The following is a 25,018-nucleotide window of genomic DNA, read 5'->3' as shown; positions in this document are numbered from 1 at the left end:
TAGTATATTACGATGAAACTAAAATTAATCGCCATGATAGTCATTACAGTTTTCGTCGGATTCATCGGTTACTTCATCGGCGCATTACAACAGAGTACACCTCCTATCCCCGATTCTCACGGCTCATACCTAAATACTATCGCCAAATTACCTGCAGAATCAAAATCACATCTTCCAGCATCGACCTTAGACCTTCCGGAAGAAATCAAACTGCGATCACAAAACGGAATGGCTGTGATGCTGGCTGAGACTGAAAAATCAACGGATATCCTGTTCCTTTTCTATGGTGAAAAACATGTTTCGGGCGCTGTCCGCCTGTCGCGCATTCTCATGCGGTTTCCATATCGCGGCGATGTTTACAGCACATCGACGGCTTCAGCAATTTACTATGACAACGCGCTCGTTCCAGACAAAACCCTTGATTGTCTAAATGGCTACATCGTGTTGGATCGTGATCAGTCAAAACTGGAAGTCGATTTCGTCGTCAAAGACAAGACCGCATGGCATCGTTTCGGCTGGAATGGAATCTGGAATATTGATACCAAATCATCCTTTGAAGTCGATGAGATTATGCGTAATATGGAAGTTGCCAATTAGCCATGGATGATCTATGGGCTACCCCCTGTAGCAAACCTCAATTTTTTCTATTTGCTCTCTTTATCTCTTTAGCCTCTTGCCAGTTCTAAATTAAAAGATCACTATTTCACTTTCGCGAACTGTTTTTGGAAGAATTCCAGCATTTCGCGGTTAGGGTCGCGGTCTTTGGGTTTGTAGACGAACACGTTTTCGATTTGTAGTTCATTCATTTTTTTGACCAGATCGCGGCCGAAGTTGGGGTGATGAATACCCTGGCCGGGCCGTGCGTTCTCGGGCAGGGGGCCATCGGCTTCATTATAGACCATGTACAATGGCGGATCCTCTTTTGTCAGGTGGGTGATCGCTGAGGACTCATCGTACCGTTTCTGTTTTTCCGGTGTGGGGTGCAATGCCTCTTCTGCGGTCTCGACGCCGTAGGCTTTGAAGATTGAGGGATGTTCCCAGGCCCGTCCGCCGATCAGCGCTTTGATCTTGATCGGATCATAGGTGCTTTGGCCGCCAAAGGTGCCGATAGCCTGAATACGCGTCGATTCGCGTTCGACGGGATCGTCACTTTTTGGATCGGCGAGGTCATCATGAAAACCAATCCACATCGAAATCCCGGCCCCGGCAGAACCGCCGTAACAGGCAACCCGTTTAGGATCGATGTTCCATTCCTTCGCTTTGCTGCGCAGAAACTGAACGGCCCGCGCTCCGTCGCGCTGCGGCTCCGGAAGCAAAATATCTTTACCATTAATAAAGCGGTAGTGAATCGCGGCAACACTGATGCCGGCATCCAGGAACAGCTGAAGCTGTCGGGGATTCACTCGTTTGCTGCCGCCTACAAAACCGCCGCCATGAATGTAGATCACCAGCGGTGTCGGCTGGTCGGACTTCGCTTGATAGAAGTCGAGCACGTTCCGCGCGTGATCGCCGTATTTCACATCTCCCAACGTCGGCTTGACCCCATTGGCCTGCGCGCCTCTGATCTTGTTGCGGTATTCTATCGCTTCGGCGCGCGTGAGGATGCCATCTTTGTTTTTGTCGGCCCCCGGAAATCGCTTCAATAATTTCTGCAGACGTTCGCCGGCCTGCGGTTTTTCATCTGCAGCCCACACAGGTTGAAACAGCAATACTGCACTACATAAAACGAGGATTCGTAAGCCAAACGGAACAGTGGGAATGTGCATCATTTCTATGACTCGTTTTCTGTTTTGAGATTTGTGTCATCATTGAACTTGATTATTTTCCGCAACATGATTCTATTTCAGATAGATACCCCGAATCAAGGATGAAGTTTTTTCCAGAAACCGCTCATGATTTGTGAACCAGTTCGAATGGGGGCAAACGACGGATTGCAGACTGAAAAGGGGTTTAGTTTGAGTGGTACTCTCATTTTGGGCTTAATCACAATTTTTACAGCAAGGGAAACATCATGGGCTCGCATCCGTATTGGTACTTTGAAAAATACGAAGGTGATGTTGATGACGCACTTCAGACCCTCCGAGAACGTGAATTTAATGCCGGACGTTACAATCCAGTGATTCCATTTCCGAATTTCCCGCCCGGACCAAATTCGCCATCGCCGGGTGCGCAGCACTTATCCATCGACGAGATTATGGAAGACGCAGCTGAAGATGGTACTCGTTCCATTCTCGATCTCGATCATGTCTCTGATTATCCTGATTTCTGCGCTGTCGCGCCGCTTGATGATGATGTGCTTCAAAATCTATACGGTACGACTCAACCGACACGTGCAATGATTGAACAGAATATGGATTTCCTGGAAGACGTCGAACGTGGCCAGGGCGTCTACATCATCCTTTATGAGGATGGTCAACCCAATGAAGTTTTCTTTGCCGGATATTCGTTTGATTGACTCGACTCAATACACGGCATCAAAAGCACATGCTCACTGCCAACTTGTCTCAAGCTTCATTTTTCAAATCGTCCGGATTTGTAATAGTCAATCTTAATGTTAAGCTCTTTGACTGCGGCCTCCAACTCGGTAACCGCGGTTTTCGCCGCGTCGAACTTTGCTGCAGATATGATGCTTTTTTCGAATAAATGCTTCTGACGTTCAAGCTCTTGTTGTGCTTGTTCAAGTTTCGCTGTTGCCGCTTTGAGTCGCGCAGACAGGACCTCGATGGTTGCCAGCCGTTCCTTATTGGTTTTTGGCCGAATCAGCACATCGTTGTTGTCTAGCACCGCCTCCCATGGGGCGTTTTGCTGAGCGTTGGTCTTACCAAAGCGCCCGTAATATTCGAGTAGTGCTTCGAGCTGATGGACTTCCGCTGCAACACTCGCCACAGCCTGCTCTGCTTTGAGAACATCGTCGACTATCGCGTTACCTTGTTCAAAACGATGTTTCGTACGTTTGTTCTGTTCGGACTGGAAGTGGTGACGTTTCTTTGCCGCCTCGACTTGCAATTTAAGGATCTCAAGGAGAGTGATTCTCTCGTTCTCGGCTGTGGAAAGGTCTTCCTTTTCCAGGTTCGTGTAGTAATTGAGCAGTACCTCCAATTGGCGGATTTCTACTGCAGTTGTCGCCTCAGCCTGTTCGGCCTTCGGAAGGTCGCCGGGCTCTGAAAACCCTTGCTGGACGCGATGTTTCAGCATACTGGTCAGGTCGGTCTGCGAACTGTGGAGTTTTTTAGCTGCTTCAATTTGTGTCTTGAGGATCGCGATGGCAGTAGCGCTCTCAGCCTCGGCTGCGTTTAAGTTCTCTTTGAGATTGGCGATAGAGGCTTTCAGCTCATTCGACTTCGACTGCAGTGTGCCGAGCGCCTCCCGCTTTGCCAATACAGATTGCTCAAGCTTCCGAACCGCGTTTGGATCATCCGTTTTGGTCTTCGAAAGTTGCATCTCTCTGTCAGCCAACTCTTTCTCTGCAGTTTTTATGCGTGTCTGCAATGCTGCCAGATTTTTCTCTGCAGTCTGTAGGCTGGTTCGGGTCTCACGGAAACGCCGTCTGAGAGCAGAGGCAGGTCCAAACGTTTCTGTGATAAGCCTGCCCGGCAGCCCTGAAAATTTTGAAATCCCAGCGACACTGTCAGGCCGGAAAAGGGAGGATAACGAGGATCGTTGCTCTGCAGGAACTACGTCGGCGGAACTGTCTTCTATCACTCTTGCTGCCTGTTGAACTCTGTTCGGCCACATCACGCATATCACGTCGCCTTCTTTTAACAGTGTATTGCTGGTAATATGGGTTACGAATCCATCAAACGGTGCGTAGATCATCTGCTTCGTTTCTCTCGACAATTTGGTCTTCAAATCAAGAGTTGCCTTCTGAGCCTTCGCCAATTCTATCTTTGCTTTTGCAACCTCACTTTCAGCGTTCACCACTTCGCCTTGTGCCTTTTTCAGTTGTGAAGTCACTTGGACGACATCGACTTGTGCTTTTGACTCCTTTACATTCCGATCATTCTGTCTTGTAACCAAGTCGTTTTCCGCTGATTGAACCTGAGCCGTCGTTTGTTCGACCTTTGTATTCGCTACATTGAGCTTTCGCTTTACCTCCTCGAATTTCAATTGCGAGATAGTTTTTTGATCGAATAATTTTTTCTGTCGATTAAATTCAGACTGAGCCTCCTTCAGCGCTGCCTCGAATTTGGTAAGCTCCGCTTTTTTTGCTTCAACTTTGTCTTTTGCGAAATCAATGGCCGCGTCCGCCGCTGCTAGAAGCTGAAGTTTTACCTTCTCATAGGCCTTCAATTGCGATTCGAGCGCATCAACGTTGATATTCGCAGTCTCCAGGTTTCGTTCGTTCGCCTGCACTAAGGCTTGAGCGGCGTCCGTTTGCAGTCTTGACGCAGCCATCTGTTCTTTAATCCGATCAAGATATTTCGGGTCGCTGTTTGCAATTTCTGCAATGAGAGCTCCCTTCTTAACGCGAGCGTTTTCATAGATGCCATTACCCCAACGGACGATACGGCCTTTGATAGGTGATTCAATGGATGTGGGCCGCCCCGGCAGCTTTTCCACGCGCGGTGAGTCTTCAGCTCTCACCGTTCCAGCAGGAACACGCTGCCACGAAAACTCGCGCAAGCGAGGCAAGTTCGAAGCAACTTTTGAGTCGGGATCGACCGAAACAGCTCCCCGAAGTTTGCCACCACGGACTCGCAGCGTAATTGAACCCGCCTGTTCGTTGCCCACTTTCCAGCGACCGTTGTAGCGACTTTGCAGGCGGGACCACTCAAGCTGTAACGCGCCGCGACGGCCCTTCGTATCCGTAAACGATCCAGTGTACCAGTCATTTGCCTCTTCCACCGCTGACAAGGACACGTTCTTCCAGTTCTCTCCAGTCCAATCTCCAGCAATTTCCGCCGGTTCCGTCAGTTGTAAGGCAACGAATCCCAGTCCACCGAGCACCATTAAAGAGACTAATAGCCAAACTCCGGTGCGTTGAATTCGTAACGAACGCGGTTGAGCCGCTCCATTGCTTTGTCGTGCTCGTCCTTTGTTTTGCTGAAAGACAGTTTCGTCCGGTCGCTTCGGCAACGCGACACATTGGGGAAGCTCAACTTGAGTTGGCTGCTGCAAGTGGGCCAAACAACCTTCGAGCAATTCAGCCACTTCTCCCGCATTTTGGAAACGATCAGCTGGATGTTTCGCCATGAGTCGTTCAATGACGCGGCATAACCATTCCGGGATGTCCGGATTGAGTTCACGAATTGGTCGCGGGTCCGTGTCTGTAATTCGACGGAGAATGCCATAAGCCGCTTCTGAGCGAAACGGCGGCCGCCCGGTGCAAGCGGTGTAGAGAACGCTGCCCATGCTGAATAAGTCACTCCGATAATCAACAGATTCACCACGTGCTTGTTCAGGAGACATGTACTGCGGCGTTCCAGCAATGACGCCGGTCTGGGTCATTGACGCATCATCCATTGCGTGGGCCACGCCGAAATCAGTAATCCAAAGCCGCTCAATTCCCTCGTTCAGCAGAATATTTGCCGGCTTGATATCTCGATGGACCAGGCCCTGTTCGTGAGCCGCCGCCAATCCAGACGCGATTTGGCGTCCGATCCTGACGATCTCAAGTACGGTTAGCGGGCCACTTTCGTCAATTCGCTTTTGCAACGATGGGCCGCGCGCGAAGGGCATCACCAGATATGGTAAGCCATTTGCTTCCGATACTCCATAAGTATCAATCACATTGTTGTGAGTGATCGCCGCTGCCGCCCTTGCTTCGCGTTGGAATCGCGCTCGAGCCGAACCGCTGTCGGCCAGGTGCGGAGCCATCACTTTGATGGCCACCACGCGGCGTAACGACTTGTCGAACCCCTTGAGAACAGTTCCCATGCCGCCGACCCCCACCACGCCACTAATTTCGTAATCACCGATGCGACCGAGCATTTCCGGTTCGTCGGTCGGCATCAGCGAGTCGAGGATGCTGAGGACATGCCGCTTCCGTTGACCATCGCTTCGCTCTTCATCAGTGCAATAAGCTGATACATTACTACCGTTCCCCAGCAGCGCGACAGCGTCACGCCAGACTTCCGGTTCAGCCGCACGTTCTTGAAGTTCGCTCTGGCACCAGTTGCAATCGCTAAGATGTTCTTCGAACTTGACCAGGGCCGAATCGCTCAGTCGTTCCTCAAGGTAGTCATCGATACGGTCAGTGTCACAGGTTTGCTCAGTCTTATTCATGGAATGACTCCTCTTCTGGTTCTGACTCTTCCAACCGCAGGACCGCATTTCGAATGCGCCGCATCACACGACTGCGCGCCGCGTAGACACTACCGGTTGAGACCGCGAGCGCCTTGGCTACGCGGTCAATGGGTGTTTCCTGCAGAGCTGTAAGCTCGAACGCAAGCCATGTCGACTCTTGTACTTCACAACGGACTTGCTCGGCTGCATGCTGAAATAATTCGCGGCGGTACTCAAGATTGATCAATGCATCGGTTTCGTTATCTGCTGCAGGCACTTCTGACAGAACGTCCAGAATGTTAGAGCCGCCAGCCGCGCGGTCGGTTGGACGCCGCGAGAGTGCCTTTAGGATCGCGTTCCGTGTAATTCGGCTGAGCCAGTTCCGAAACCGCACTCCACCGTTTTGCTTCTCAAATCGATCGATTGCTGAGGCAACGGATATCAGCACCTGTTGAACCAGATCGAGCGCATCAGCATGCTGAAGCCCTTTCGCACGTGCAATTCGAAAGATGACTGGCCGATAGAGCTGTTCAAACTGGTCCCACGCCGCTCGATTCGAGGGATCTCGAACCCGAACAATCAGGCTATCAATGGTTTCTGGAAACTTCGACACAACAACCTCCCTTTATGGCTATTATATCTAATCCACTTCTTCGTAGAATCTGACACCGATTTTAGCAAAATCTACAAAGAATCCATCACTGCATGCCTGTGAACTCTCAAACTGATCGCGGATGGACAAACTTCGGTGGCGAATCAGTCTTCAACTCCATCAGTGTTCGCTACGCTCTCAGAGCGCTCGCAACGTCTTGTAAATAACATCAGAAAATGTTACCTATGTATCCAAACGGTTGTGTCTCATGTCTCTGGCCTAAATACTTGCCCGACAGTAGCACCCGGTCATGACCGGTCAATATATTGTTATAAATATCAACACCCCATTTAGTAGTATCGGGCAGACAGTATGGATTTCAGACTCCTTTTCGTTGCCCCAAATGATCTACTGAGGACGAGTATGCGTGTTGCCTTTGTTTTACTGATGCTGCTGCTTGTCCGACCTGCGCTGGCACAAGAAATTCAGCAGGTCGAGATCCGTCCCGATTTCGGCGTTTACACGGTGAGCAAATGGAAGCGAGATTGGCCCGGTTGTCAGTACGAAGATGGTGTCCGCGAGGGACATCTTTCGATTGTGAAGTTCAATGGGGCAGCCGCGTATCGGGTGGATTATGTAGTAGGCGAAATTGGCCCTGAGAAGGGAGGGGTCGGGTGGCGTTCGCCGATTCAGCCGTCGGAAGTCGTGGAACTGAATTACAAGGTTCAATTCAGCAAGGATTTCGACTGGGTCAAAGGTGGCAAGTTACCCGGATTATGTGGAGGCCCCAAGTCTGTGACCGGTGGTAATCGGGCAAATGGAACGAATGGATTTTCCGCCAGGCTCATGTGGCGTGCGAATGGTCGCGGCGAAGCGTATATTTATCACATGAACCAACCAGGGAAATATGGGGAGAGTTTTCCTTTTCCCTCTGACGTTCATTTTCAGCGAGGGAAGTCCGTGCTGGTGCGGCTCAGAGTCGGCATGAATACGCCCGGTCACGCCAATGGAACATTGGACGTCTGGATTGGTGATCCCGCAACCCGCAAATTCCGACATGTCGTCAATCGCACTGACATGGAGTGGCGGGCAACGAGAGAGATTCTTGTTGACAGTCTGCGCTTTGAGACATTTTATGGAGGCAGCAACAAATCGTGGGCTCCACGGCGCCCCAGCTTTACACTGTTGAGTGACATCTCGATGCAAAGTATTGATTCGAAACAACGTTCAGATAAATAACAATCGTCTGTATTGGCTTGATTCATGTTGTTTTTGCCTGGATAATGCCCGGTAGTTAGTATGAAGGGCTAACTTTTTGAGCTTTCCTTTGGACCAAAGTAGTAATGTAGTAATACGGTAAAAAATAATTGATTGGATTTAACGCAATGACGGAAGAGAAAGAAAGTAGTCGCCATGATCCGAAAGATTCGGCTTTGAATAAGCAAATGTCACCGATTACAGGCGGTGCGTTGCTGGGAATCATTGCTTTTGGATTTATCTTGTATCGTTCACATGATTTTGTTCGAGCATTGATTGTTGGTGTTGTTGTTTTTTTCGGAATATTTGGGGTCATGTGGGCTGGACAATACCTGGAGCGACGCAACAAGAAAAAGAGCGATAGCTGAAATGAGTAACACAACTAACAGGTGATGCTAGTAGCGATGGTGCTAGGAAAGCGGGGTGGAGATGCTTTTCGAGTGGCAATCAAAAACAGTCGTGTCAGAAGCAAACCACCGGGGGATAATAAATGTGTCAGACACTTTTATTTGTGCTATGTAACGATCCAAGCTGGCGCGATTCTTAAGAAAGAATCGTTGGAGATTCTGAAACAGTTAGAGAATGAAGAATAGAGAAATGGTATGGGGGGGGAGGGTGACCCCTTTTCAGCTGGTTTCATTGGTTGTTGTTATAGCCGGCTGGTTTCTGGCAGTTAGGATTTTCAAAGTGGTAAGGTTCGAATGGCTGATTGCGTTTGTTGTCCGGGTTGGAATCTTCCACGTATTTTCGATGTTTGACGTCGATGACGGTGAAGGGGGCATCGAGCTTGCTGCCCCAAGTGATGCGGTAGACTTCATCAGCCTCTTCTTTAACTGTGGGATTTGTTGTGACGTCGATGTTTAGAGGACCGAGTGTGCGAGTTTCATATCTCTGAAATGGATTATCCGCAAAGAGTCCGTAGAAGTATTCACCTTCGGAAGTGGAGCCATATAGATGGAGATAGTAGCGTGAGTCAGGAAGATCGATTTTTGGACCCATTGGAATGGCTATACCACCGGTTGGACAACCTGTTAACAGCAGAAGTGTCACTATCATTACAATGCAGGAGATGCGGGACATGGAATTCTTCCTCCCGGTAGGTGCTGTTGGGACTGACTTGATGTTTCAACTACGAATGACACGAAATTGCCTGTAAGTAAGTCACTATTATTAAGAGTGCTTCTCAAGCCGATTTATTCCGCATGATTTAAAAAATAATCGGGATAATAAAAGTGTCAGACACCTTTATTTGCGCATAGAAGCTCACTTCTCCGTTAATCGCATTTCCGTACCTTCTAGATTTTTTAAACCCCAATTCGCGATCGCTTCTATGACGGGCCGCAGTGACTTGCCTTTTTTTGTGAGCCGATACGCGTCCTTTCCTGAAACTGACGGCGAAGGAAATTTTTCGGCGAGGCCATGTTTGACAAGCTTGGTGAGCCGATCCGTCAAAATATTGGTGGCAATTTTTTCCGGAGAACTCACGAATTCCTTGAAATGTGATCGTCCTAACAAGAGGTCTCGAACAATCAGCAGCGTCCACTTGTCACCAATCAGGTCAAGCGAACAGGCAACGGGACAGCAAGACCTTTTCTCTTTCATGATTTCCCCTTTGTCTCGAAAAATTCTCTGAAGCTCTATTGACTATAATCTGTATACTTGCATAATGCAACTATTAATACTTGCAAATTGCAAGTGTCAAGTCGAGTCATATTGGGGGGGAGTTGCCATGTCTTCAAGAAACAATTCGCTACACGTTTACGGACCATGGGCTGTTATCACAGGTGCCTCGTCGGGAATTGGACGAGCCATGGCAGTCTGCCTGGCTGAAGCAGGTCTGAATCTTGTGCTTGTTGCCCGACAAGAGTCGATCCTGTCGAAGATGTGTCGTGACCTCGAGAATGAATTTAAGATCGAGGTTCGTTTTATCGCCACCGATCTATCCGATCCGGAATCGTTTCAGCGCCTCATAGCACAAACACAAGACTTGGAAGTGGGGCTGTTTGTTGCCGCCGCGGGTTTTGGGACTTCGGGGAAGTTTATCGAGTCTCACCTAGACGAAGAATTGAACATGGCTGACGTCAACTGTCTGGCAGTCTTGAAACAGGTTCATCATTTCGCGATCCGATTTCAAGAGCGCACTAAGAGCGGCATCATCCTGTTCAGCTCAATTGTTGGATTTCAAGGGACACCAAACGCGGCACACTATTCGGCAACGAAGGCATACATTCAAAATTTGGGGGAAGCGTTAAGCGTTGAATTAAGCCCGCACGGAATCGATGTCTTGACTACCGCTCCCGGCCCCACCTCAAGCGGGTTTGCCGATCGCGCGAAAATGAAAATGGGAATGGCAATGACTGCGGAATCAGTGGCCATCAACACGCTTAGGAAACTTGGTCGGCGGCACACCGTATTGCCTGGTTTTCTTTCAAAACTTCTGGTCTATATCATGACCGGTTTGCCGAGGTGGGCAAAAGTAAAGATCATGGGCCATGTGATGCATGGCATGGCCAGCACGATTGCCAATACGAAAACGAAATCGGAGCCAATTGCTGATGATGTCACTTAGCACACACCATAGCCTTAAGAGCTACGGCAACGCGAATCGCGTTAAAATAATCGTTGACAAAAAGTCTAGAGTAGGCGGTTCACCAATTGACTTGCCATTCGGATTTGACGTGTACCTTAAAATCATCGGTGATCTTGATGATGAATCCTTTGGGGTGAACCTGACTTGGTATGGTCGAACTTGATTGGACTAATATGTTTCCTTCATCATCCTTTGCCAGGTACTCAATGCTTGCTGAGTCATTCACATCAGGTGCCGTGTATTTGCCTTTCGAAATGATTCCCGTTGAATCACTGACAATAATCTGCTGATCTTGATACATAAAATCTAAGGGGGCGGACGTCTGTCGAGAGGAATCAGATCCGATATCCTCAAACTCGCAAGTCGTATTTCCTTGCACTCCAATAAGTTCAATCTGTTCAATCGCAACGTCAGACTGGTTGATAATTTGAATCGGAAGATTCAACTTGACAGGAGATTGAGGAGAAAAAATTCTCCAGCCTACGAGTATGAAGCCAAACAAGGCCATCGCCAGGCAGGTTAACAGAGTATATCGGGTTCGGCTCATACTATTTTTGCTCACAAAACTCTTATCGCTTCCATGAGTTTTTACCGGATATAATCAATAATACACAAGGGCTTTGTGTTTTGAAATGTTCAACAGCATTCGGAAACAGGATGGGCTGACCCCTTTACTGTCCTTACGATTCTTATTGCGCTTCGTGAATTTCCTTGTCTAGTTCCTGAATCCTTGAAATGATTTCAACAAGCGATTCACCTGTTTTGGTGAGAACATATTCAGTTCTTGGAGGAACTTCAGCAAAAGCATGTTTGTCCAACAAACCATAGGCAGTCAATTTACGAAGTCGTTCTGAAAGAATTTTTGCGGAAATTCCTTCAATACTTCTTTCCAGTGCTCCAGGTCGATTGATGCCCATCCGAATTGCTTCTAAGACGGAAACAGACCATTTGCAGCCGATCACCTGCTCAAGCCGCTCATAAGACTCTCTAGATTTTTTGAGAATTTTTTTACTCATGATAACCTGCAATTTACACCATTTTGTGCCTACCCCACCAAAAAGTGCCTGCTTTTCATCGCCTGCAAGGAACCATATCTTGCCAGTGTTCCAGTTGGGTGGTCCACTGGAATAAAATTTATCATGAGAAAAGGAACATTACAATGAGTACTGCATTATTCTACCACGCCGGATGTCCTGTTTGTGTCGAAGCCGAGCAAAAAGTAGCGGACGCCATTGATCAATCCAGGTACACTGTTGAGGTTGTTCATCTTGGAGAGAACAAAGACCAAATCAGCAGTGCAGAAAAGGCAGGAGTTAAGTCTGTACCCGCTCTTGTCCTTGACGGGATTCCGTTCCATATAAATTTTGGTGCTGATCTTAATGCACTGAAATAGTGATTAATACCGGTCAGAAAATGTAGCTCGGTACCGAAGAGGACAAAAAGGGGGCAGGGACAGAAAATCGATTCCTGCCCCCTTTAATCAATTACCATTGGGGGATCACCTGACAGACCATCAAAAGAATGGCATCATCGGGACCGGAATCGAGTAGTTGTGTCAGTCCTCCCCGGATGATAACCTTGTAGCCGGGTTTGAAGACTTCCACTTCTTTATTAGTTGGAAGTAGGAAACCACAGATGATCTCGTGCTTGTAGGAATTCTTAAAGTAAACGGACCAGCCTCCCTCTTCTTTGACTGCTTTCTCGATCACACCTTCAATTTGAAGCTCGTTCGTTGATTCCGAATAGAGGTCTGCAAGAGTTAACTTTTCCTTACGGGGTTTTCCCAGATTTCGATAACGGTAGATGAACTGGCGTGGATTAGATCGATAGGCTTCAACCAGACGGTCGGGGGAAAAATGAGGAACTCTGCCATACATCTTGGTCGGTGACAGATCCCCGTCAGGCCACTGGGGGGTAATGAGCATAACCTCTTTCAACTCAGGTAGCTCATCGTCTGAACGGTCGGTGACATATTCTCCCAGAACTTTGATTTTCTGTCCCGGCTTGAGATGTGCGAAATCATTTGTGAATTCTGACCGGAGTAAGGCTGAGGTTTTTTGGTCCGTTCCCAATTCGATGCGACTGTTTTCCAGATCGAGGTCTTTGATGGTCCCCAACAGATAGATCAGTTTACCTTCGTGCTTTTCATCTACCTGTTGAGGTTTCGTTGACAGTGCTTTTGACAGTTGCTCCGCAGAAATGTAATCTGGTTTCATCTCACCGGTGACCTCAATGATCCGACACTCTTGTAATTCAGGACCGAACGAAAAATATTTCGGGAAGATCCCCTGGACGATGACCTGCTGGCCAATCACTGCCCGAGTCCAGGGATTGCGCTCCAGTTCGTGCATGTCCAACTTGACCCGCTTTGAATTTGATCCACTGGAGAGGCCATCTAAAAACATCAGACCTCCTCCCGTAAACGCGCGGTGAAATGAGTTCACTTTACCCGTGAGGCGAATTTGCTTACCCGCATATTTTTTCGTTGTTGTTTCTTTGTCGGTCTGGTATTCCTGGGAAAAGTCGGCAGCAGTGAGTGTAAATTCCGGGGCCTGGGAGGCTGTTTCACGCGACTTCGCCTGCGATACCGCATCAGAGGTCACCGATTTTGAACTCGCTGTTTTCGTAATGACAGTTTCCTGCTTCGACTCACTGCTTGAGGAATCAGCATTCTTTTCAGAGCTGCAGCCAGCTAGAACTATCAACACGGGAAATGCAAAGCCGCAGAGACTTTTTTGCAGCAGAGTAGGCATCAGAGCATCCTTTTTCAATAGTACATTATTAGTCAAAACGGTATGGGGTCTGACCCCTTTAATTACTTTGTTGGACCTCGGCAGAGTCATCATCGTCAGCAATGTTGCCATGCAATCTATCCGGGGCGAGCGATTGAAATTCTGGGTCCTTGAAAACCACCGGTCGGCGGGGGCCTCGGTTCAGCAGTAGCTGCGTGACATCGGCACGCGCGTAATGGCCGGCCGGGTCGTTTGCCATCTTGGCGGCAGGAATTTTCGACATTTCGCAATCGGCGATGAGGATTCCCTCTTCGTTATCACCCAGCGGACCTACAATCGTTTCTCCGTTGGGATCGATCACCTGAGAGATCCCTCCGCCGACGCGCAGCAGCCTGCGTTTCTCATCGTCGTCGGCGAGCAGGTCGAGCGTCGCCTGATCACATAGCCCGCCCACATGAATCACAAACGTCTGCGTTTCCAATGCGTAGCTGCGCGAGATAGCAACGCTGGCTTCGCCGCTAAACGAGTACAAGCTTCCTGTATAAAGACAGAAGGCGGGCCAGGCGGCGATGTGGATTTGCTCGTTGAAGCAGTTCATCGCGTACCGAGTGAGTGGCTGCAAGTGCTCCCAGCAATTCAGCGAGCCAACCTGGCCCAGGTCCGTGGGCAAGACGAACAGATCGCTGCCATCACCCTCTCCCCAGATGGTACGCTCCGCATGCGTCGGCTTCAGCTTTCTGCGGTGGCCGATCAATTCTCCCGACGGTGCAATGGTGATCTGGGCCAGGTAGAGACTCCCGCCGGAGAGTTCGGTCAGACCCATCACGACGTAAATCTGATTCTCGCGGGCAGCGTCGCACAATTGCGTGATCGTGTTGCTCGGAATCTTCACTGCGTTGGCATAGAGCTGCTGTGTAAATGGGGCTGAATACATGGGTGATCCCAGATAGATCCACCATGGATAGCCAGGTAACCAGGCCTCGCCGAATGCAATGAGTTGCGCCTTCTGTTGAGCTGCCTCGGCAATGAGGGCCACGGCCTTCTCAGTGGACCGCTCACGGTCTAAGAAAACCGGTGAAGCCTGCGCTGCAGCCAAACGCACCGTCGGATAATGATCACCCATCGAGAGTCCTCCACACGCCGCTACAGCGATAGTTTATGTTGCACCCGCAAATTCTACATCCGAGATCTCGCAAGTTTCAGTAAGACATAACCAGACATAATCAAGAATATACAAACGCATGGAGTTCTGAAAGGTTCAACTGAATGTAGAAATTGTATGGGTTAACTGAATCCTTTAGACCTTTAAGGTCTACAATAATCAATAAGTCAGAAGAGATTCAATAATATAGAATGACTCTACTCAACAATCTGAATAAAATCTTTTGGTTTGAGCCTTGGTTTATGACTTCTGGCAAATCGAACCCCCAAACCTGAATATGATTTTATGCGAGAAATGAAAGTTCGTTTACGAGGATCTCGCAATTCTTTGGTGATACCAAATTCACCTTTAATTACCTCATAACTTCCACCTCGAACAATACCATGAGGTAGTTCAAAAACTTTAACTACATTATTAATCGATTGAAAAGTTTGATACGGATAGGGAAAAGATTTAGGAGAGCCGGGTACTTGGCTGATAGTCCATTCCGCTACGTTGGAACAGAGGCCAAAAACAGGGGGTGTCGTTGAGAGCTGATCAACGCTTGGTTGACCCACTGGATGAAACATTTTTAGGCTAGCTTGCTCCTGATCAGTCAGGTTGATATCCCATGGGAATTCTTTAGCTCTCCTATAAGTAGCCGCATATTCAAATTCATATTCCGAAAGTAATCGCTTTCCCGCCTTTTCAGCGAGATGAACCGCCATATCAAAAGTTAGAACAGCAGGCATTTGTGGGTCGTTACTTTTACGAATCGGATGGAGAGGCTTTGTGTCTGAAAGATAAAGATAGTCCTTTTCAGTCAACTCAGCCGTATCAATCCAAAAATCAGGTATCTTTCGATAATGGAAGTGTTTGTCAGTGAGATTACCTACTGGAAATCGATCATTTCCTTTGAGAAATGCCATTCCAGCCCATGCCATTCCACTGTCAACAGTTTTATTAGGTATTTCAATTTCAATAAGTCTTATACGGTTTGGGTCTATTCTATCTCTCTCATAATAAAGGTGGTTATATTTTCTAAGTCCTGGAAGCCATTTCTTACTTGATTCAGGGACGTGTCGGTATACCTCTTGAAAGCGATTTTGGTCAAGATAAGCAACTACTAGATAATCACCAGGTTCTAGCGGCAGCATTACAGGTGAGGTCATCTTTGCATGAATGATTTGTTCGGGCAGAGGCTGCCCCGTTTTTTTACTAAGAGGTATAAAAGCAACCTTAGCACCTTCAGGTTTAGTATTTATGGTCACAAGAGGAAGCTTTGCTAAAACAGGCTCTGGAGAAATAAGTTGTAAAACGGAGGGTGTTAAAAGAAACAGAATGCAACTAGCTAAAGCAGCAACTAGTGGTCTCTGTTTGATTTTTCGCCAGAGTCGTCCTAACACAGAAACACGCCGCGACTGAATCGGTTCATTATCGAGAAAGCGTTTCAAATCCGCGGCCATCTCACTCGCGGTTTGATAGCGATCTCGTTTTTGTTTGGAAATGGCTTTGAGACAGATGGTCTCCAGATCGTGGGGAATGGATGCTTCAATCTTTCGGGGAGCAACCGGTTCCTTATTCAGAATTTGCTGCAGGACTTCATGTGGTTCTCCCTCAAAGGGGATCTGCCTTGTCAAGATGCGGTAAAGAATGGCACCCAGCGAGTAGATATCAGAATGCCCTTCGATTTCAGAAGATTTTCCTCTAGCCTGTTCGGGGCTCATATAAGCCAAAGTTCCGAGGACGGTGCCGGAATGAGCCAGGCTGGCGGTGATGTCGATGCGCTTCGCCAATCCAAAATCGGTAATATGTGGTTGGCCCGCTTCATCAATCAGAATATTGCTTGGTTTGAGGTCGCGATGAACGACTCCTTGTTGATGGGCGTGTTCCAGTCCCTCTGCTAATGCCAGGCAGATTTGGGCTGCTTGTTCGAAGGTCGGAGTCTGTTTGTTTAAAAGTACGCGTAGAGTCTCTCCTTTAATAAACTTGAAAACAATATAGCCGCGACCCTCAATTTGCCCGGAACTATAGACGGGAACAATATTCGGATGATGTAGCTTCGCAGCCGCCTGTGCTTCGTGGAGAAACAGTTCAATCTGCTGTTTCCCCTCCAATCTGTTGGAAGGCAGTTTCACGGCGACCTGGCGTTTCAGTTCCAGATCCCAGGCTTTCCAGACCGTACCAAAAGCACCGAACCCCACTCGTTCGAGTAATTCGATATCGCCGATTTTCGAGGGGACTTCTGCAAAGTCCTTTCCTATAGAAGAAAAATCATTCACGTGTGTTAATAGCACATCGGAGTAATCGGGGAATAACGAAACGTATTCCTCCGCAGAGGGTGTTTCTCCCTGGTTTAACCGGTAAGCACAATCGAGCCGCACCAACTCAACAAGCAGCGCTGAGCGGGACTGTTCTTCCATCCGAGATAAATAATCAGCGATTTTCGGATGGCCCTCTGATTTCCAGGCAGACTCAAACTCATCACAAATCAAATCAATCTGATTTGCTGTAAACGAATCCTCATCTGGTGGCCAGCCTGAATCGGGAGAATTCATTACGCCAACTCTTTCGACCATGCAGCGCGGATCAGCCGCAATTTTCGCGTGACAGTCGGAATAGAAATCTCCAACTGTTCGCTGATTTCCTGACTTGTATATCCTTCTAATCTAAGAACCGCAATTTCGCGTAATCGATCATCACGTAATATGGATAATAAATGTTCGTATTCTTCCTGAAGAATCGCCAGATACTCAGGAGTCGGCTCTTCAGAGATTAATTGTTCAAAAGTGTAACCAGAGTCCTCATCATTATTTATCGACTTTGGAGTACTGTTGCCACCTCGTTTGAGGGCGGTTTCTCTACGAATATGACTGGCAACTTTTTGTTTTGTGAGTGCTAAAAAAAGCCACCACAGTGCGCTTCGATCATGCAAATTCTGGAAGCGACCTTCCTGGGCACCACGCCAGAGACTTTCAAAGACAGAAACCGCAATGTCTTCCGCTTCAAGGCTCCCTGGTGGGCAATTTCGAATCCGCGCCTCGGCTTGATCTACGAGCTTGGTAAAGTACCGCTTCCAGAGTTTCTGAGCGGCATCAGCCTCCCCTTTTTTCAAAGCTTTGATCCAAGCTGTGACAGATAAGGATTCCTGTTCTTCCATCATGATGGCCCGTCTGATGTCAATTGAAGTTAAATCATTGAAGCAACTTACACTCGCAAGTCTCCTATCCTACCCGAGTTTTGAAGGCAATTTCCAGCTTTATCACGAAATGACACGAGGTTTTCTACGAGCTTTAGGAGCCGTCTATTGGAAGAACTTTTGAAAAAAAGAAATTGAACTGTTTTCCCTCAAGTTTGTGATTCAGAAGCAGCTTCAATTGCGGTTCACCTGATAAGTGGTGAATGCAACCATTTCCAAAGAGATAAGACTTTGACTTTTTTTACTCTGAGTATTGTTCTGTTCCAGGAGGTTTACTAATGAAGTTTACTCGTATCTGTACCTTGTTTGCTGTAGCAGCATTAATGTGTACTCCTTTGGGATCTACACCGACTTATGCTCAAGAAAACCTTGAGACACAAACTAAAGTCGACAAATTTTACAATCTTTATAAAAAAGAAGAGCAAGTTTTATGTGGTTATCAACCGGGTAGGGCGGAACAGGCTCGTGCAGCGATTCCCCAAAACTGGGAAATAATTGAAGACTATACTGATGGGAATTTTTTCGTCTGTAAGCGTCCAGCAGAGATGAAGCGTGAATCGATTGCAAATCTTGTTAGCACTCCTTCGATTCGTTATGTAGAACCGAACGCGATTATTTCTCTAGATCCTCCTGACGCAGAAAAACAGGCAGCGCAATCTAAACAGGGAGCTCATCACCCTTATCACAAACCTTATCAGTGTAAGCCCAACGATCCTAAAATGGACCAGCTCTGGGGTATGAAAAATATCCACGCACCACAAGCATGGTGCTGTGTTCAAAATTCAAATGTCATTGTTGCTGTCATTGATACAGGAGTCGATTACAAGCACGAAGATCTCGCCAAAAATATTTGGACCAATACCGGTGAAATTCCCGGCGATGGAATCGACAATGACAATAATGGATTTATTGACGATGTGCACGGATATGACTTCGTTAATAATGACGGTGATCCAATGGATGACAATGACCATGGGACTCATGTAGCAGGGACTATCGGGGCCGTTGGTAACAACGGCAAAGGTGTTGTTGGTGTCAATTGGTGTGCCCAGATCATGGCAGTGAAATTTCTAAATAAGAATGGGTCAGGTTTTCTTTCCGATGCAATTAAAGCCATCGCTTATGCGCGAGAAAATGGAGCTTGGGTTTTAAACAACAGTTGGGGAGGCGGCGGCTATTATCAAGCAATGGCAGATGAAATCACCAGAGTTGAAAAAGCACATTTGCTATTTGTAGCAGCCGCAGGTAACTGGGGACTCAACACCGATCGGTTTCGACATTTTCCTTCTTCTTACTTGCACCCAAACATCATTTCAGTTGCTTCGATTAATCGCTGGGATAGATTGTCATATTTCAGCAACTACGGTAAATATTCAGTCGATATCGCTGCTCCCGGTAGTTCTATTCTGAGTACATTACCAGGGAACAGATATGGCCGACTAAGTGGAACTTCGATGGCAACTCCTCATGTTGCTGGAGCTGCTGCGTTACTGTGGTGTCACCCTGATTATCGCTGTTCATCCTGGAAAGTCATCAAGAAAAAACTGATGTGTAATGCGCGTCCACTTGACTCTTTAAAAGGCAAATGTCTGACAGAGGGGACTCTGGATATTAGTTTTCTCTGTCCGCCTTGCCATTGCTCATGTCATCAACACTATCACTGGAATTGTCACAAGCACTACCACTGCCATGACTACGATTGTTACCATCAGAATCACGGGCACCATTTGTGTCGGTAGCGAATCATCATATAGTTGATATGACGGACAAGTATCGAAAAGAATATTTTTTATCTGAGTAAATGCTCTCCGTCTTTCAACTGTTAATAAAAGTACTGTGAGACCAACATCGTCCGCCGTCTGAAAATGTCAGATTTGAATAATTGTTATCTACACCTAAAAGTTAAGGGCAGAATCTTTCTTCAGGAGTTCCGAAGAATGAATTTATTCATCTTATGTGGGGCAATCGTCTCATTTCATTGTCAGGATATTACTGAAAAGCAAAATTATATCAGGATTGAAATGGTAGGACAGATTTCTAAGAAAAACCAGCTTTACGTTTTCAAGTCGAATGGACTTGACTGGCCGCTACGGGTTCAATCTACCAAATTAAAGATGCTCATCACTCAATTCGAAAAAATGCCGGTTCAGGTTGTGGTGGAATTAAAATCTTCACAACATCCTCACAACAAACACAAAGGTCATTCATCGGATTCCTCCAATCAAAAAGACAATAAAACAGTTCAAGTCCCAGAAACATGGCAATGCACTCTCATTTCTCTCAAGAAGACTTCGAATCAGTTTGATTCGAAAAAAAACAAAGTTGAGGTTTTGGGAATTTTGCAAACAGGAGTCGTTGCCATTGGTGGTGAAACAACGGGTGTGCTGATAAAAGCAAATGGAATTTTCTGGGAAGTTGATCCGGGCAGCAACATAAAACTTGCAAAACAAATGTCCCTGTTCAACCAGAAACGAGTTCTGGTGAAAGGTAGCTTGACATCCAGGCAATCTCTTGAAAAAGGAACGCGTTGGATCTGTCAGGCAACCAGTATTGTACTATTCCACAAAAATAAGAAATCTTTACCCCCTAATGGTGGACTAGACAACTAAAGCGTATGAGTGATAATCGAATATGGTTTCAACTGACCGAGATGACGCGCAGGCGAAATAGATCTATTGCTTAAATAGTTCGTAAAACGTACGGGAAAACGGTTCAGTTCGATTGCTTCGGTATCTGTTAGTGCAATACTAAAGTCATCGAACACTAAATCATGTTATTGGTGTCATCAATGAGGTTGGTGCGATCGCTGCCAGTGCGAGATGAAGCCCAAACTCTGTAAAGCCCCTGCTCCAAAATAGGGGCGTTGTAGAAATCTTAACCCTGAAGTGGTGATAGCGTACGTTTATTTGGTCCGTACCAAAACGCGTAGTCGTTTTACGTCATACTGCGATGCGTTTGAGGTGAAGGTCCAGTCGCGTGTTCTGCCGGTACTGTTGCCGATGCCGATGTCTGCATTGGGGCCTCTTTTCCATTGATTAATGGCGAAGATCGTTTGCTTTGCTTCATAATTGTGGACCTGCATACAACCATAGCCATTAACGGGTGGGCCTGTTTCATCGCCGAAGTCCCAGAGGCGGGAACTGGCGTTGGGAATGCTCATCGAATTGTTGGGGCCATAGTTGTTAGGCCAGAATTCAATGTTGCCGCCTGTCAAACCAGTGCCTGTCTTGATGCCGCTTACATTGGAGATAATATTTAAGTTGTCCACCTTTGTTTGAAAATTTGCTTTGCTGCTGAAAGTGGGGATACCAATTTTGGTAACATCATCGGTGAAGGCATCCATTGAGACATAGACGTACTGCGTCTCCTTGCCGATTTTTTGCAGCTCCAGAAAGTAGGCAATCCTGTCGAACGGACTCTTGAAGTCCTGGCTTGCATCATGAGTGTACTTGATCTGCTGACCTAGGTTTTTCAAATCGAGGTCGTAAAGCAGTTTGTACTCCTTTGCTTCATCGACCTTGAGAGATAACCAATCGCGCTCCGGCACCTTGCCTGCACGGAACGGAACAGCCGGCAAACCTTCCTTGTTCGCTAAGTTGGGTTCAGCCAGTTTGTGCCAGGCGAATCGCATTGCAGCTGCTTTTTTGACTTTGGGTGAGGAAAGAACGACGGAGTCGCCGTCAATGACCGCTTTGGCCGGGACGAAGTCGGTGTTTTCACCAATGATCTCGAACAAACTAAGCGGTTTATTATCGCGAGACTCAAGTCCGCTACCCACATGATCGAAGGTCACACGTAGTTTCGCACCTTCTTTCTTCAACGACTTAAATACCGGTCCTGAATGGACCACGTCTTTGTGGCCATACGTCTTGGCGAGCGCGATCAACGCAAGGCGTTTCCCGACATCCTGTTTGTTTTTGGGATGGATATCCTGCAGGTTACCGATGTCATGAATGACCGCTTGACCTGTGTTCGGAATCTCAAGTGCTTTATTTTGCGCCTCCCAGAAGACAGGGAGGATGCTGGGCGATTCGCTTCCATATTGAAACGGTGCAATTTGAACATAGAGGAAAGGGAATTCGCCCTGATTCCAGACTTCGCGCCAACCACCGATCAATGCTTTCATTTTATCGTAGTAAAGCATTCCCTCGCGATGGTTCGATTCCCCCTGATACCAGATAGCGCCTCGCATTGCGAAGGGAACCAGGGGATGAATCATGCCGTTATAAAGTGTGGTTGGGGAGCCGGGACTAGTCAGTGGCTGAATGGCGGTGGGATACTTAGGAGGAGGGGTTAATGGCGTCTTATCTTTGAGTGCCGTGTTTGCTTGTGCCAGCCATTTTTCGAGACCTTGAAGATAAGTACTTAGCGTTGATTGATACGAGGCGTTGGCCGGGTCCGTCAATTGTACCTGTTTCAGGATGTCGCTGAGGTTGGGCACAGCCGCAAAACCGCAGGGGGGTGTCCAGGGTTCGATTCGCGTCCCACCCCAGGAAGAGTTGATCAGTCCAATGGGGACATCAAGATCTTTGTGTAACTTGCGACCAAAGAAATAGCCCACTGCGGTGTAGTTGCCCACCGTATCTGGCGAACAAACGGTCCATTCGGCTTCAACATCATTTTGAGGGAAGCCGTTGGGACGTTTGGGAATTTTGATGTGACGAATTTTTCCATATTTGGCTGTTGCTTTTTCTTTTTCGAAGTCATTCGATCTGGAGACCGTCCATTCCATATTCGACTGACCCGAGCAAAGCCACACTTCACCAATCAGCACATCGGAAAGCGTGATCGTATTCATTCCTTTGACATTTAAGGTGACCGGATCACCGACTTTCTGTGTGGGGAGTTTGACCATCCACTTCCCTTTGTCATCGGCGATTGCGGAACTGATAGAACCACCCAGTTCCACTGTAACCATTTCACCCGGATCAGCCCAACCCCAGACAGGAATGGGTTGATCGCGTTGCAAGACCATGTGATTGCCAAAAATATGTGGCAGACGGACTTCCGCCTGGCTCATCGTTGTGATGCAGAACAGGGTCAAGCAGGTAACAGCGAGCAGGGAGACTCGTTTCAATTTCATGGTGTTCTCTTTTGGTTTAGAGGATTTTGAGATTGGGCAACAACAGGCAACTAAAAAGGAATGATCACGATCCTATAGCACCATGATTCACAAGTACCTTGCACTACGCAAGAGAAACAAGAAGTAACCGTAAATTTTTTTTGTGACATAAAACGAGCAGTCAAATAAAAAACTTGTCCGTTCTACAAAATCGATTAATATGGAAGCATCAGCATGATTAAATCGCATGTTAACGATGCTTAAATTTCTTAAATGGGAGTGATAAATATGAATAGTGAAGCGTCACCCCAGGACAACACAACTCAACCACGCTTTCGCTGGAAACGCCTCATTCCGATCCTACTGATCCTGGTATTACTGGGACTCAGTATTGTATGGAAGTATGACTTACTTTCCTCATCAAAACCTGGTGCGCGGGAAAACGCAATCATGGTGATCGCACCCTATCGGTATCAGGGAACATGGGTGTTTGATGACGCTTCCGTTGGCCTGGCACGTGAACCGTTTGTGGCCGGTGTCCCAGAAATGATTGATGTAATTGTCAAAGATATTCCGAGTGCCGATGATGGTTTTCGACTTTTATTTTCCGCGAAAGCGTTTCCCGGCTATCAGAAAAAATTAGTCTGGTTACGTGGAGATTCTGGCGGGAACTATTATCGGTTCGAAGATGATCCTATGGAAGGGTGGATCTGCCCGGCGATGTTCAAGTACTATTCCACCGCACCGAAAGAACTCTACGTTAAAGCAGAGTCGAAAAGCTGACTGTTTTCTTGGTTTACTGCTTTGGTTAGAAAACAAGACAATTACGCAATGATTTTGTCAATGACCTTACCATGCACGTCGGTCAGTCGGAAGTCACGGCCCGCAAATCGATAAGTCAAACGTTCATGATCGATACCAAGCAGGTGCAGCATCGTGGCGTGCAGATCGTGTGCAGAGACCGGGTTTTCGACAGCGCGGAATCCAAAGTCATCAGTGGCACCGTAGATCGTACCTCCTTTGATGCCACCACCGGCAAGCCACAGAGAAAAGCCCCAGTGATTATGGTCGCGGCCTTGTGCTGCCCCAGAACCATTCGTACCCATTTCCACCGAGGGGGTTCGACCAAATTCTCCCGTACAGAGAATGAGTGTTTCGTCGAGGAGTCCTCGTTGTTTAAGGTCGATAATTAAGGCAGCCAGACCTTGATCGCATTCGCCGGCCACTTTGCGATGGCTGGCATTGATATTCGAGTGACTGTCCCACGGTTGCATGTTGCCGTGCCAGGTTTGTACGAAGCGCACGCCACGTTCAATTAGTCGTCGCGCCATCAGCAATTGGCGATTCTGTGGGCCCTCTCCATAGAGCTCAAGAACGTGTTTGGGTTCCTGCTGGACATCAAAGGCGTCTGTCGCTTCAATTTGCATGCGATATGCGAGTTCAAAAGACCGAATACGGGCTTCCAGCGCCACTTCATTGGGACGATTCGCGAGATGACGATCGTTCATTTTTTGTAATAAGTCGAATTGAGATTTCTGTTCTTGTGGCGTAAGACGATCGTTGTGCACGTATTCAATCAGTTGCTTTGGATCGGTTTTCGAAGTATCGACATAAGTGCCTTGATAAACGCCAGGCAGAAATGCCGAACGCCAGTTACCGGCACCACCGACGGGAAGCCCTCCGGGACAGAGCGCGATGAATCCCGGTAAATTCTGATTCTCCGAACCCATGCCCCAGGTCAGCCACGAGCCGAAGCTCGGACGTACCAGACGTTGGTCGCCCGTATTCATCAGCATGAGAGACATCTCATGATTAGGCAGTTCAACGTGCATCGATCTAATCACAGCCATTTCATCTACGCATTTCGATAGATGAGGGAAGATCTCGCTGATGGGAATCCCACTTTTTCCATGCTGTTTAAATTGAAACGGGGAAGGCAGGGCAACACCAGTTTTTCGTTCGGTTTGCAGATTGTCAAAAGGCAGCATCTGTCCGCCACGCTTTGTCAGTTCCGGTTTCGGGTCCAGTGTGTCAACTTGCGACATGCCGCCATTGAGAAAAACATGAATTACATGTTTGGCTTTACCGACAAAATGCGGTGCTGAACCAGCAGCAAGACTATCTCGACCGAGGAGATGAGCCAGTGCCAAAGAGCCGATTCCCATTCCGCTACGTTGCAAAAATTGACGACGGGAAAAGTGTTGTTGATCGTACATAGGA

General features: G+C 47.6%; 22 protein-coding genes. 9 read left to right on the top strand and 13 right to left on the bottom strand.

Features of this window, described 5'->3' with window-relative positions; all coding sequences use genetic code 11:
- The first annotated feature begins 12 nt into the window (after nt 1–12).
- Nucleotides 13–597, top strand: a complete 585-nt coding sequence (locus V202x_RS10115; protein ID WP_145173865.1) for a hypothetical protein — start codon at nt 13–15, stop codon at nt 595–597.
- A gap of 101 nt (nt 598–698) precedes the next feature.
- Here the strand turns inward: V202x_RS10115 and V202x_RS10110 are convergent, their stop codons facing one another.
- Nucleotides 699–1,769: an alpha/beta hydrolase gene (locus V202x_RS10110; RefSeq protein WP_145173862.1), complete on the bottom strand. Its 1,071-nt coding sequence runs from the start codon at nt 1,767–1,769 to the stop codon at nt 699–701.
- Between the two features lie 242 nt (nt 1,770–2,011).
- Between V202x_RS10110 and V202x_RS10105 the strand changes: the two genes are divergently transcribed.
- The gene (locus tag V202x_RS10105; RefSeq protein ID WP_145173859.1) at nt 2,012–2,455 is read left to right on the top strand and encodes a hypothetical protein; all 444 of its coding nucleotides are present in this window, start codon (nt 2,012–2,014) and stop codon (nt 2,453–2,455) included.
- 56 nt (nt 2,456–2,511) lie between these two features.
- Here V202x_RS10105 and V202x_RS10100 read toward each other — a convergent pair whose 3' ends face one another.
- Nucleotides 2,512–6,225, bottom strand: a complete 3,714-nt coding sequence (locus tag V202x_RS10100) for a protein kinase domain-containing protein (RefSeq protein ID WP_197993321.1) — start codon at nt 6,223–6,225, stop codon at nt 2,512–2,514.
- Nucleotides 6,218–6,838, bottom strand: a complete 621-nt coding sequence (locus V202x_RS10095; RefSeq protein WP_145173851.1) for a sigma-70 family RNA polymerase sigma factor — start codon at nt 6,836–6,838, stop codon at nt 6,218–6,220. Before V202x_RS10095 ends, V202x_RS10100 begins: the two co-directional genes overlap by 8 nt.
- 402 nt (nt 6,839–7,240) lie before the next feature.
- Between V202x_RS10095 and V202x_RS10090 the strand changes: the two genes are divergently transcribed.
- Together V202x_RS10090 and V202x_RS10085 are read left to right on the top strand one after the other, a co-directional pair.
- Nucleotides 7,241–8,056: a polysaccharide lyase gene (locus V202x_RS10090; RefSeq protein WP_145173848.1), complete on the top strand. Its 816-nt coding sequence runs from the start codon at nt 7,241–7,243 to the stop codon at nt 8,054–8,056.
- Between the two features lie 146 nt (nt 8,057–8,202).
- A complete protein-coding gene (locus tag V202x_RS10085; protein WP_145173845.1) occupies nt 8,203–8,442 on the top strand; it encodes a hypothetical protein in 240 nt (79 codons plus the stop codon).
- A 268-nt stretch (nt 8,443–8,710) separates the two neighbouring features.
- Here V202x_RS10085 and V202x_RS10080 read toward each other — a convergent pair whose 3' ends face one another.
- Both V202x_RS10080 and V202x_RS10075 read right to left on the bottom strand, forming a co-directional pair.
- Nucleotides 8,711–9,154, bottom strand: a complete 444-nt coding sequence (locus V202x_RS10080) for a hypothetical protein (RefSeq protein ID WP_145173842.1) — start codon at nt 9,152–9,154, stop codon at nt 8,711–8,713.
- 183 nt (nt 9,155–9,337) lie between these two features.
- Nucleotides 9,338–9,676, bottom strand: a complete 339-nt coding sequence (locus V202x_RS10075) for a winged helix-turn-helix transcriptional regulator (protein WP_145173839.1) — start codon at nt 9,674–9,676, stop codon at nt 9,338–9,340.
- A gap of 127 nt (nt 9,677–9,803) precedes the next feature.
- Here V202x_RS10075 and V202x_RS10070 point away from each other — a divergent pair, with 127 nt between their 5' ends.
- Nucleotides 9,804–10,643, top strand: a complete 840-nt coding sequence (locus V202x_RS10070) for an SDR family NAD(P)-dependent oxidoreductase (RefSeq protein WP_145173836.1) — start codon at nt 9,804–9,806, stop codon at nt 10,641–10,643.
- 79 nt (nt 10,644–10,722) lie between these two features.
- Here V202x_RS10070 and V202x_RS10065 read toward each other — a convergent pair whose 3' ends face one another.
- Together V202x_RS10065 and V202x_RS10060 are read right to left on the bottom strand one after the other, a co-directional pair.
- Nucleotides 10,723–11,211 (bottom strand): hypothetical protein, encoded by a 489-nt coding sequence (locus V202x_RS10065; protein ID WP_145173833.1) that lies wholly within the window; start codon nt 11,209–11,211, stop codon nt 10,723–10,725.
- 142 nt (nt 11,212–11,353) lie between these two features.
- The gene (locus tag V202x_RS10060) at nt 11,354–11,680 is read right to left on the bottom strand and encodes a winged helix-turn-helix transcriptional regulator (protein WP_145173830.1); all 327 of its coding nucleotides are present in this window, start codon (nt 11,678–11,680) and stop codon (nt 11,354–11,356) included.
- Nucleotides 11,681–11,823: 143 nt separating this feature from the next.
- Between V202x_RS10060 and V202x_RS10055 the strand changes: the two genes are divergently transcribed.
- Nucleotides 11,824–12,057 carry a thioredoxin family protein gene (locus V202x_RS10055; RefSeq protein WP_145173827.1) on the top strand — a complete coding sequence of 78 codons (234 nt, stop codon included), beginning with the start codon at nt 11,824–11,826 and terminating at the stop codon, nt 12,055–12,057.
- 91 nt (nt 12,058–12,148) lie between these two features.
- Here the strand turns inward: V202x_RS10055 and V202x_RS10050 are convergent, their stop codons facing one another.
- From V202x_RS10050 to V202x_RS10035, 4 genes are all read right to left on the bottom strand, one after another.
- Nucleotides 12,149–13,417, bottom strand: a complete 1,269-nt coding sequence (locus tag V202x_RS10050) for an OB-fold protein (RefSeq protein WP_197993320.1) — start codon at nt 13,415–13,417, stop codon at nt 12,149–12,151.
- A 58-nt stretch (nt 13,418–13,475) separates the two neighbouring features.
- Nucleotides 13,476–14,519, bottom strand: a complete 1,044-nt coding sequence (locus V202x_RS10045; protein ID WP_145173821.1) for a carbon-nitrogen hydrolase family protein — start codon at nt 14,517–14,519, stop codon at nt 13,476–13,478.
- A gap of 236 nt (nt 14,520–14,755) precedes the next feature.
- Complete coding sequence (locus V202x_RS10040) at nt 14,756–17,095, bottom strand: bifunctional serine/threonine-protein kinase/formylglycine-generating enzyme family protein (RefSeq protein ID WP_197993319.1); 2,340 nt, start codon at nt 17,093–17,095, stop codon at nt 14,756–14,758.
- The gene (locus V202x_RS10035) at nt 17,095–17,700 is read right to left on the bottom strand and encodes an ECF-type sigma factor (protein WP_145173815.1); all 606 of its coding nucleotides are present in this window, start codon (nt 17,698–17,700) and stop codon (nt 17,095–17,097) included. Before V202x_RS10035 ends, V202x_RS10040 begins: the two co-directional genes overlap by 1 nt.
- 314 nt (nt 17,701–18,014) lie before the next feature.
- Between V202x_RS10035 and V202x_RS10030 the strand changes: the two genes are divergently transcribed.
- Both V202x_RS10030 and V202x_RS10025 read left to right on the top strand, forming a co-directional pair.
- Nucleotides 18,015–19,475, top strand: a complete 1,461-nt coding sequence (locus tag V202x_RS10030; RefSeq protein ID WP_145173812.1) for a S8 family peptidase — start codon at nt 18,015–18,017, stop codon at nt 19,473–19,475.
- A 198-nt stretch (nt 19,476–19,673) separates the two neighbouring features.
- Complete coding sequence (locus V202x_RS10025; RefSeq protein ID WP_145173809.1) at nt 19,674–20,345, top strand: hypothetical protein; 672 nt, start codon at nt 19,674–19,676, stop codon at nt 20,343–20,345.
- 293 nt (nt 20,346–20,638) lie between these two features.
- Here V202x_RS10025 and V202x_RS10020 read toward each other — a convergent pair whose 3' ends face one another.
- Nucleotides 20,639–22,819: a sialate O-acetylesterase gene (locus V202x_RS10020; protein ID WP_145173805.1), complete on the bottom strand. Its 2,181-nt coding sequence runs from the start codon at nt 22,817–22,819 to the stop codon at nt 20,639–20,641.
- Between the two features lie 267 nt (nt 22,820–23,086).
- Here V202x_RS10020 and V202x_RS10015 point away from each other — a divergent pair, with 267 nt between their 5' ends.
- Nucleotides 23,087–23,581: a DUF6717 family protein gene (locus V202x_RS10015; RefSeq protein WP_197993318.1), complete on the top strand. Its 495-nt coding sequence runs from the start codon at nt 23,087–23,089 to the stop codon at nt 23,579–23,581.
- Between the two features lie 41 nt (nt 23,582–23,622).
- Here the strand turns inward: V202x_RS10015 and V202x_RS10010 are convergent, their stop codons facing one another.
- Nucleotides 23,623–25,014: a DUF1501 domain-containing protein gene (locus tag V202x_RS10010; protein ID WP_145173802.1), complete on the bottom strand. Its 1,392-nt coding sequence runs from the start codon at nt 25,012–25,014 to the stop codon at nt 23,623–23,625.
- Nucleotides 25,015–25,018: the final 4 nt, after the last annotated feature.

This window comes from Gimesia aquarii, assembly GCF_007748175.1.
Lineage (GTDB): Bacteria > Planctomycetota > Planctomycetia > Planctomycetales > Planctomycetaceae > Gimesia > Gimesia aquarii_A.
Note: the sequence above shows the minus strand (reverse complement) of the source record. Positions and strands in the feature narration are given on the sequence as shown.

Coding starts and splice junctions, on each gene's coding strand:
- V202x_RS10115 (WP_145173865.1), top strand. CDS start 13: ATGAAACTAAAATTAATCGCCATGATAGTCATTACAGTTTTCGTCGGA.
- V202x_RS10110 (WP_145173862.1), bottom strand. CDS start 1,769: ATGATGCACATTCCCACTGTTCCGTTTGGCTTACGAATCCTCGTTTTA.
- V202x_RS10105 (WP_145173859.1), top strand. CDS start 2,012: ATGGGCTCGCATCCGTATTGGTACTTTGAAAAATACGAAGGTGATGTT.
- V202x_RS10100 (WP_197993321.1), bottom strand. CDS start 6,225: ATGAATAAGACTGAGCAAACCTGTGACACTGACCGTATCGATGACTAC.
- V202x_RS10090 (WP_145173848.1), top strand. CDS start 7,241: ATGCGTGTTGCCTTTGTTTTACTGATGCTGCTGCTTGTCCGACCTGCG.
- V202x_RS10085 (WP_145173845.1), top strand. CDS start 8,203: ATGACGGAAGAGAAAGAAAGTAGTCGCCATGATCCGAAAGATTCGGCT.
- V202x_RS10080 (WP_145173842.1), bottom strand. CDS start 9,154: ATGTCCCGCATCTCCTGCATTGTAATGATAGTGACACTTCTGCTGTTA.
- V202x_RS10075 (WP_145173839.1), bottom strand. CDS start 9,676: ATGAAAGAGAAAAGGTCTTGCTGTCCCGTTGCCTGTTCGCTTGACCTG.
- V202x_RS10070 (WP_145173836.1), top strand. CDS start 9,804: ATGTCTTCAAGAAACAATTCGCTACACGTTTACGGACCATGGGCTGTT.
- V202x_RS10065 (WP_145173833.1), bottom strand. CDS start 11,211: ATGAGCCGAACCCGATATACTCTGTTAACCTGCCTGGCGATGGCCTTG.
- V202x_RS10060 (WP_145173830.1), bottom strand. CDS start 11,680: ATGAGTAAAAAAATTCTCAAAAAATCTAGAGAGTCTTATGAGCGGCTT.
- V202x_RS10055 (WP_145173827.1), top strand. CDS start 11,824: ATGAGTACTGCATTATTCTACCACGCCGGATGTCCTGTTTGTGTCGAA.
- V202x_RS10050 (WP_197993320.1), bottom strand. CDS start 13,417: ATGCCTACTCTGCTGCAAAAAAGTCTCTGCGGCTTTGCATTTCCCGTG.
- V202x_RS10045 (WP_145173821.1), bottom strand. CDS start 14,519: ATGGGTGATCATTATCCGACGGTGCGTTTGGCTGCAGCGCAGGCTTCA.
- V202x_RS10040 (WP_197993319.1), bottom strand. CDS start 17,095: ATGAATTCTCCCGATTCAGGCTGGCCACCAGATGAGGATTCGTTTACA.
- V202x_RS10035 (WP_145173815.1), bottom strand. CDS start 17,700: ATGATGGAAGAACAGGAATCCTTATCTGTCACAGCTTGGATCAAAGCT.
- V202x_RS10030 (WP_145173812.1), top strand. CDS start 18,015: ATGAAGTTTACTCGTATCTGTACCTTGTTTGCTGTAGCAGCATTAATG.
- V202x_RS10025 (WP_145173809.1), top strand. CDS start 19,674: ATGAATTTATTCATCTTATGTGGGGCAATCGTCTCATTTCATTGTCAG.
- V202x_RS10020 (WP_145173805.1), bottom strand. CDS start 22,819: ATGAAATTGAAACGAGTCTCCCTGCTCGCTGTTACCTGCTTGACCCTG.
- V202x_RS10015 (WP_197993318.1), top strand. CDS start 23,087: ATGAATAGTGAAGCGTCACCCCAGGACAACACAACTCAACCACGCTTT.
- V202x_RS10010 (WP_145173802.1), bottom strand. CDS start 25,014: ATGTACGATCAACAACACTTTTCCCGTCGTCAATTTTTGCAACGTAGC.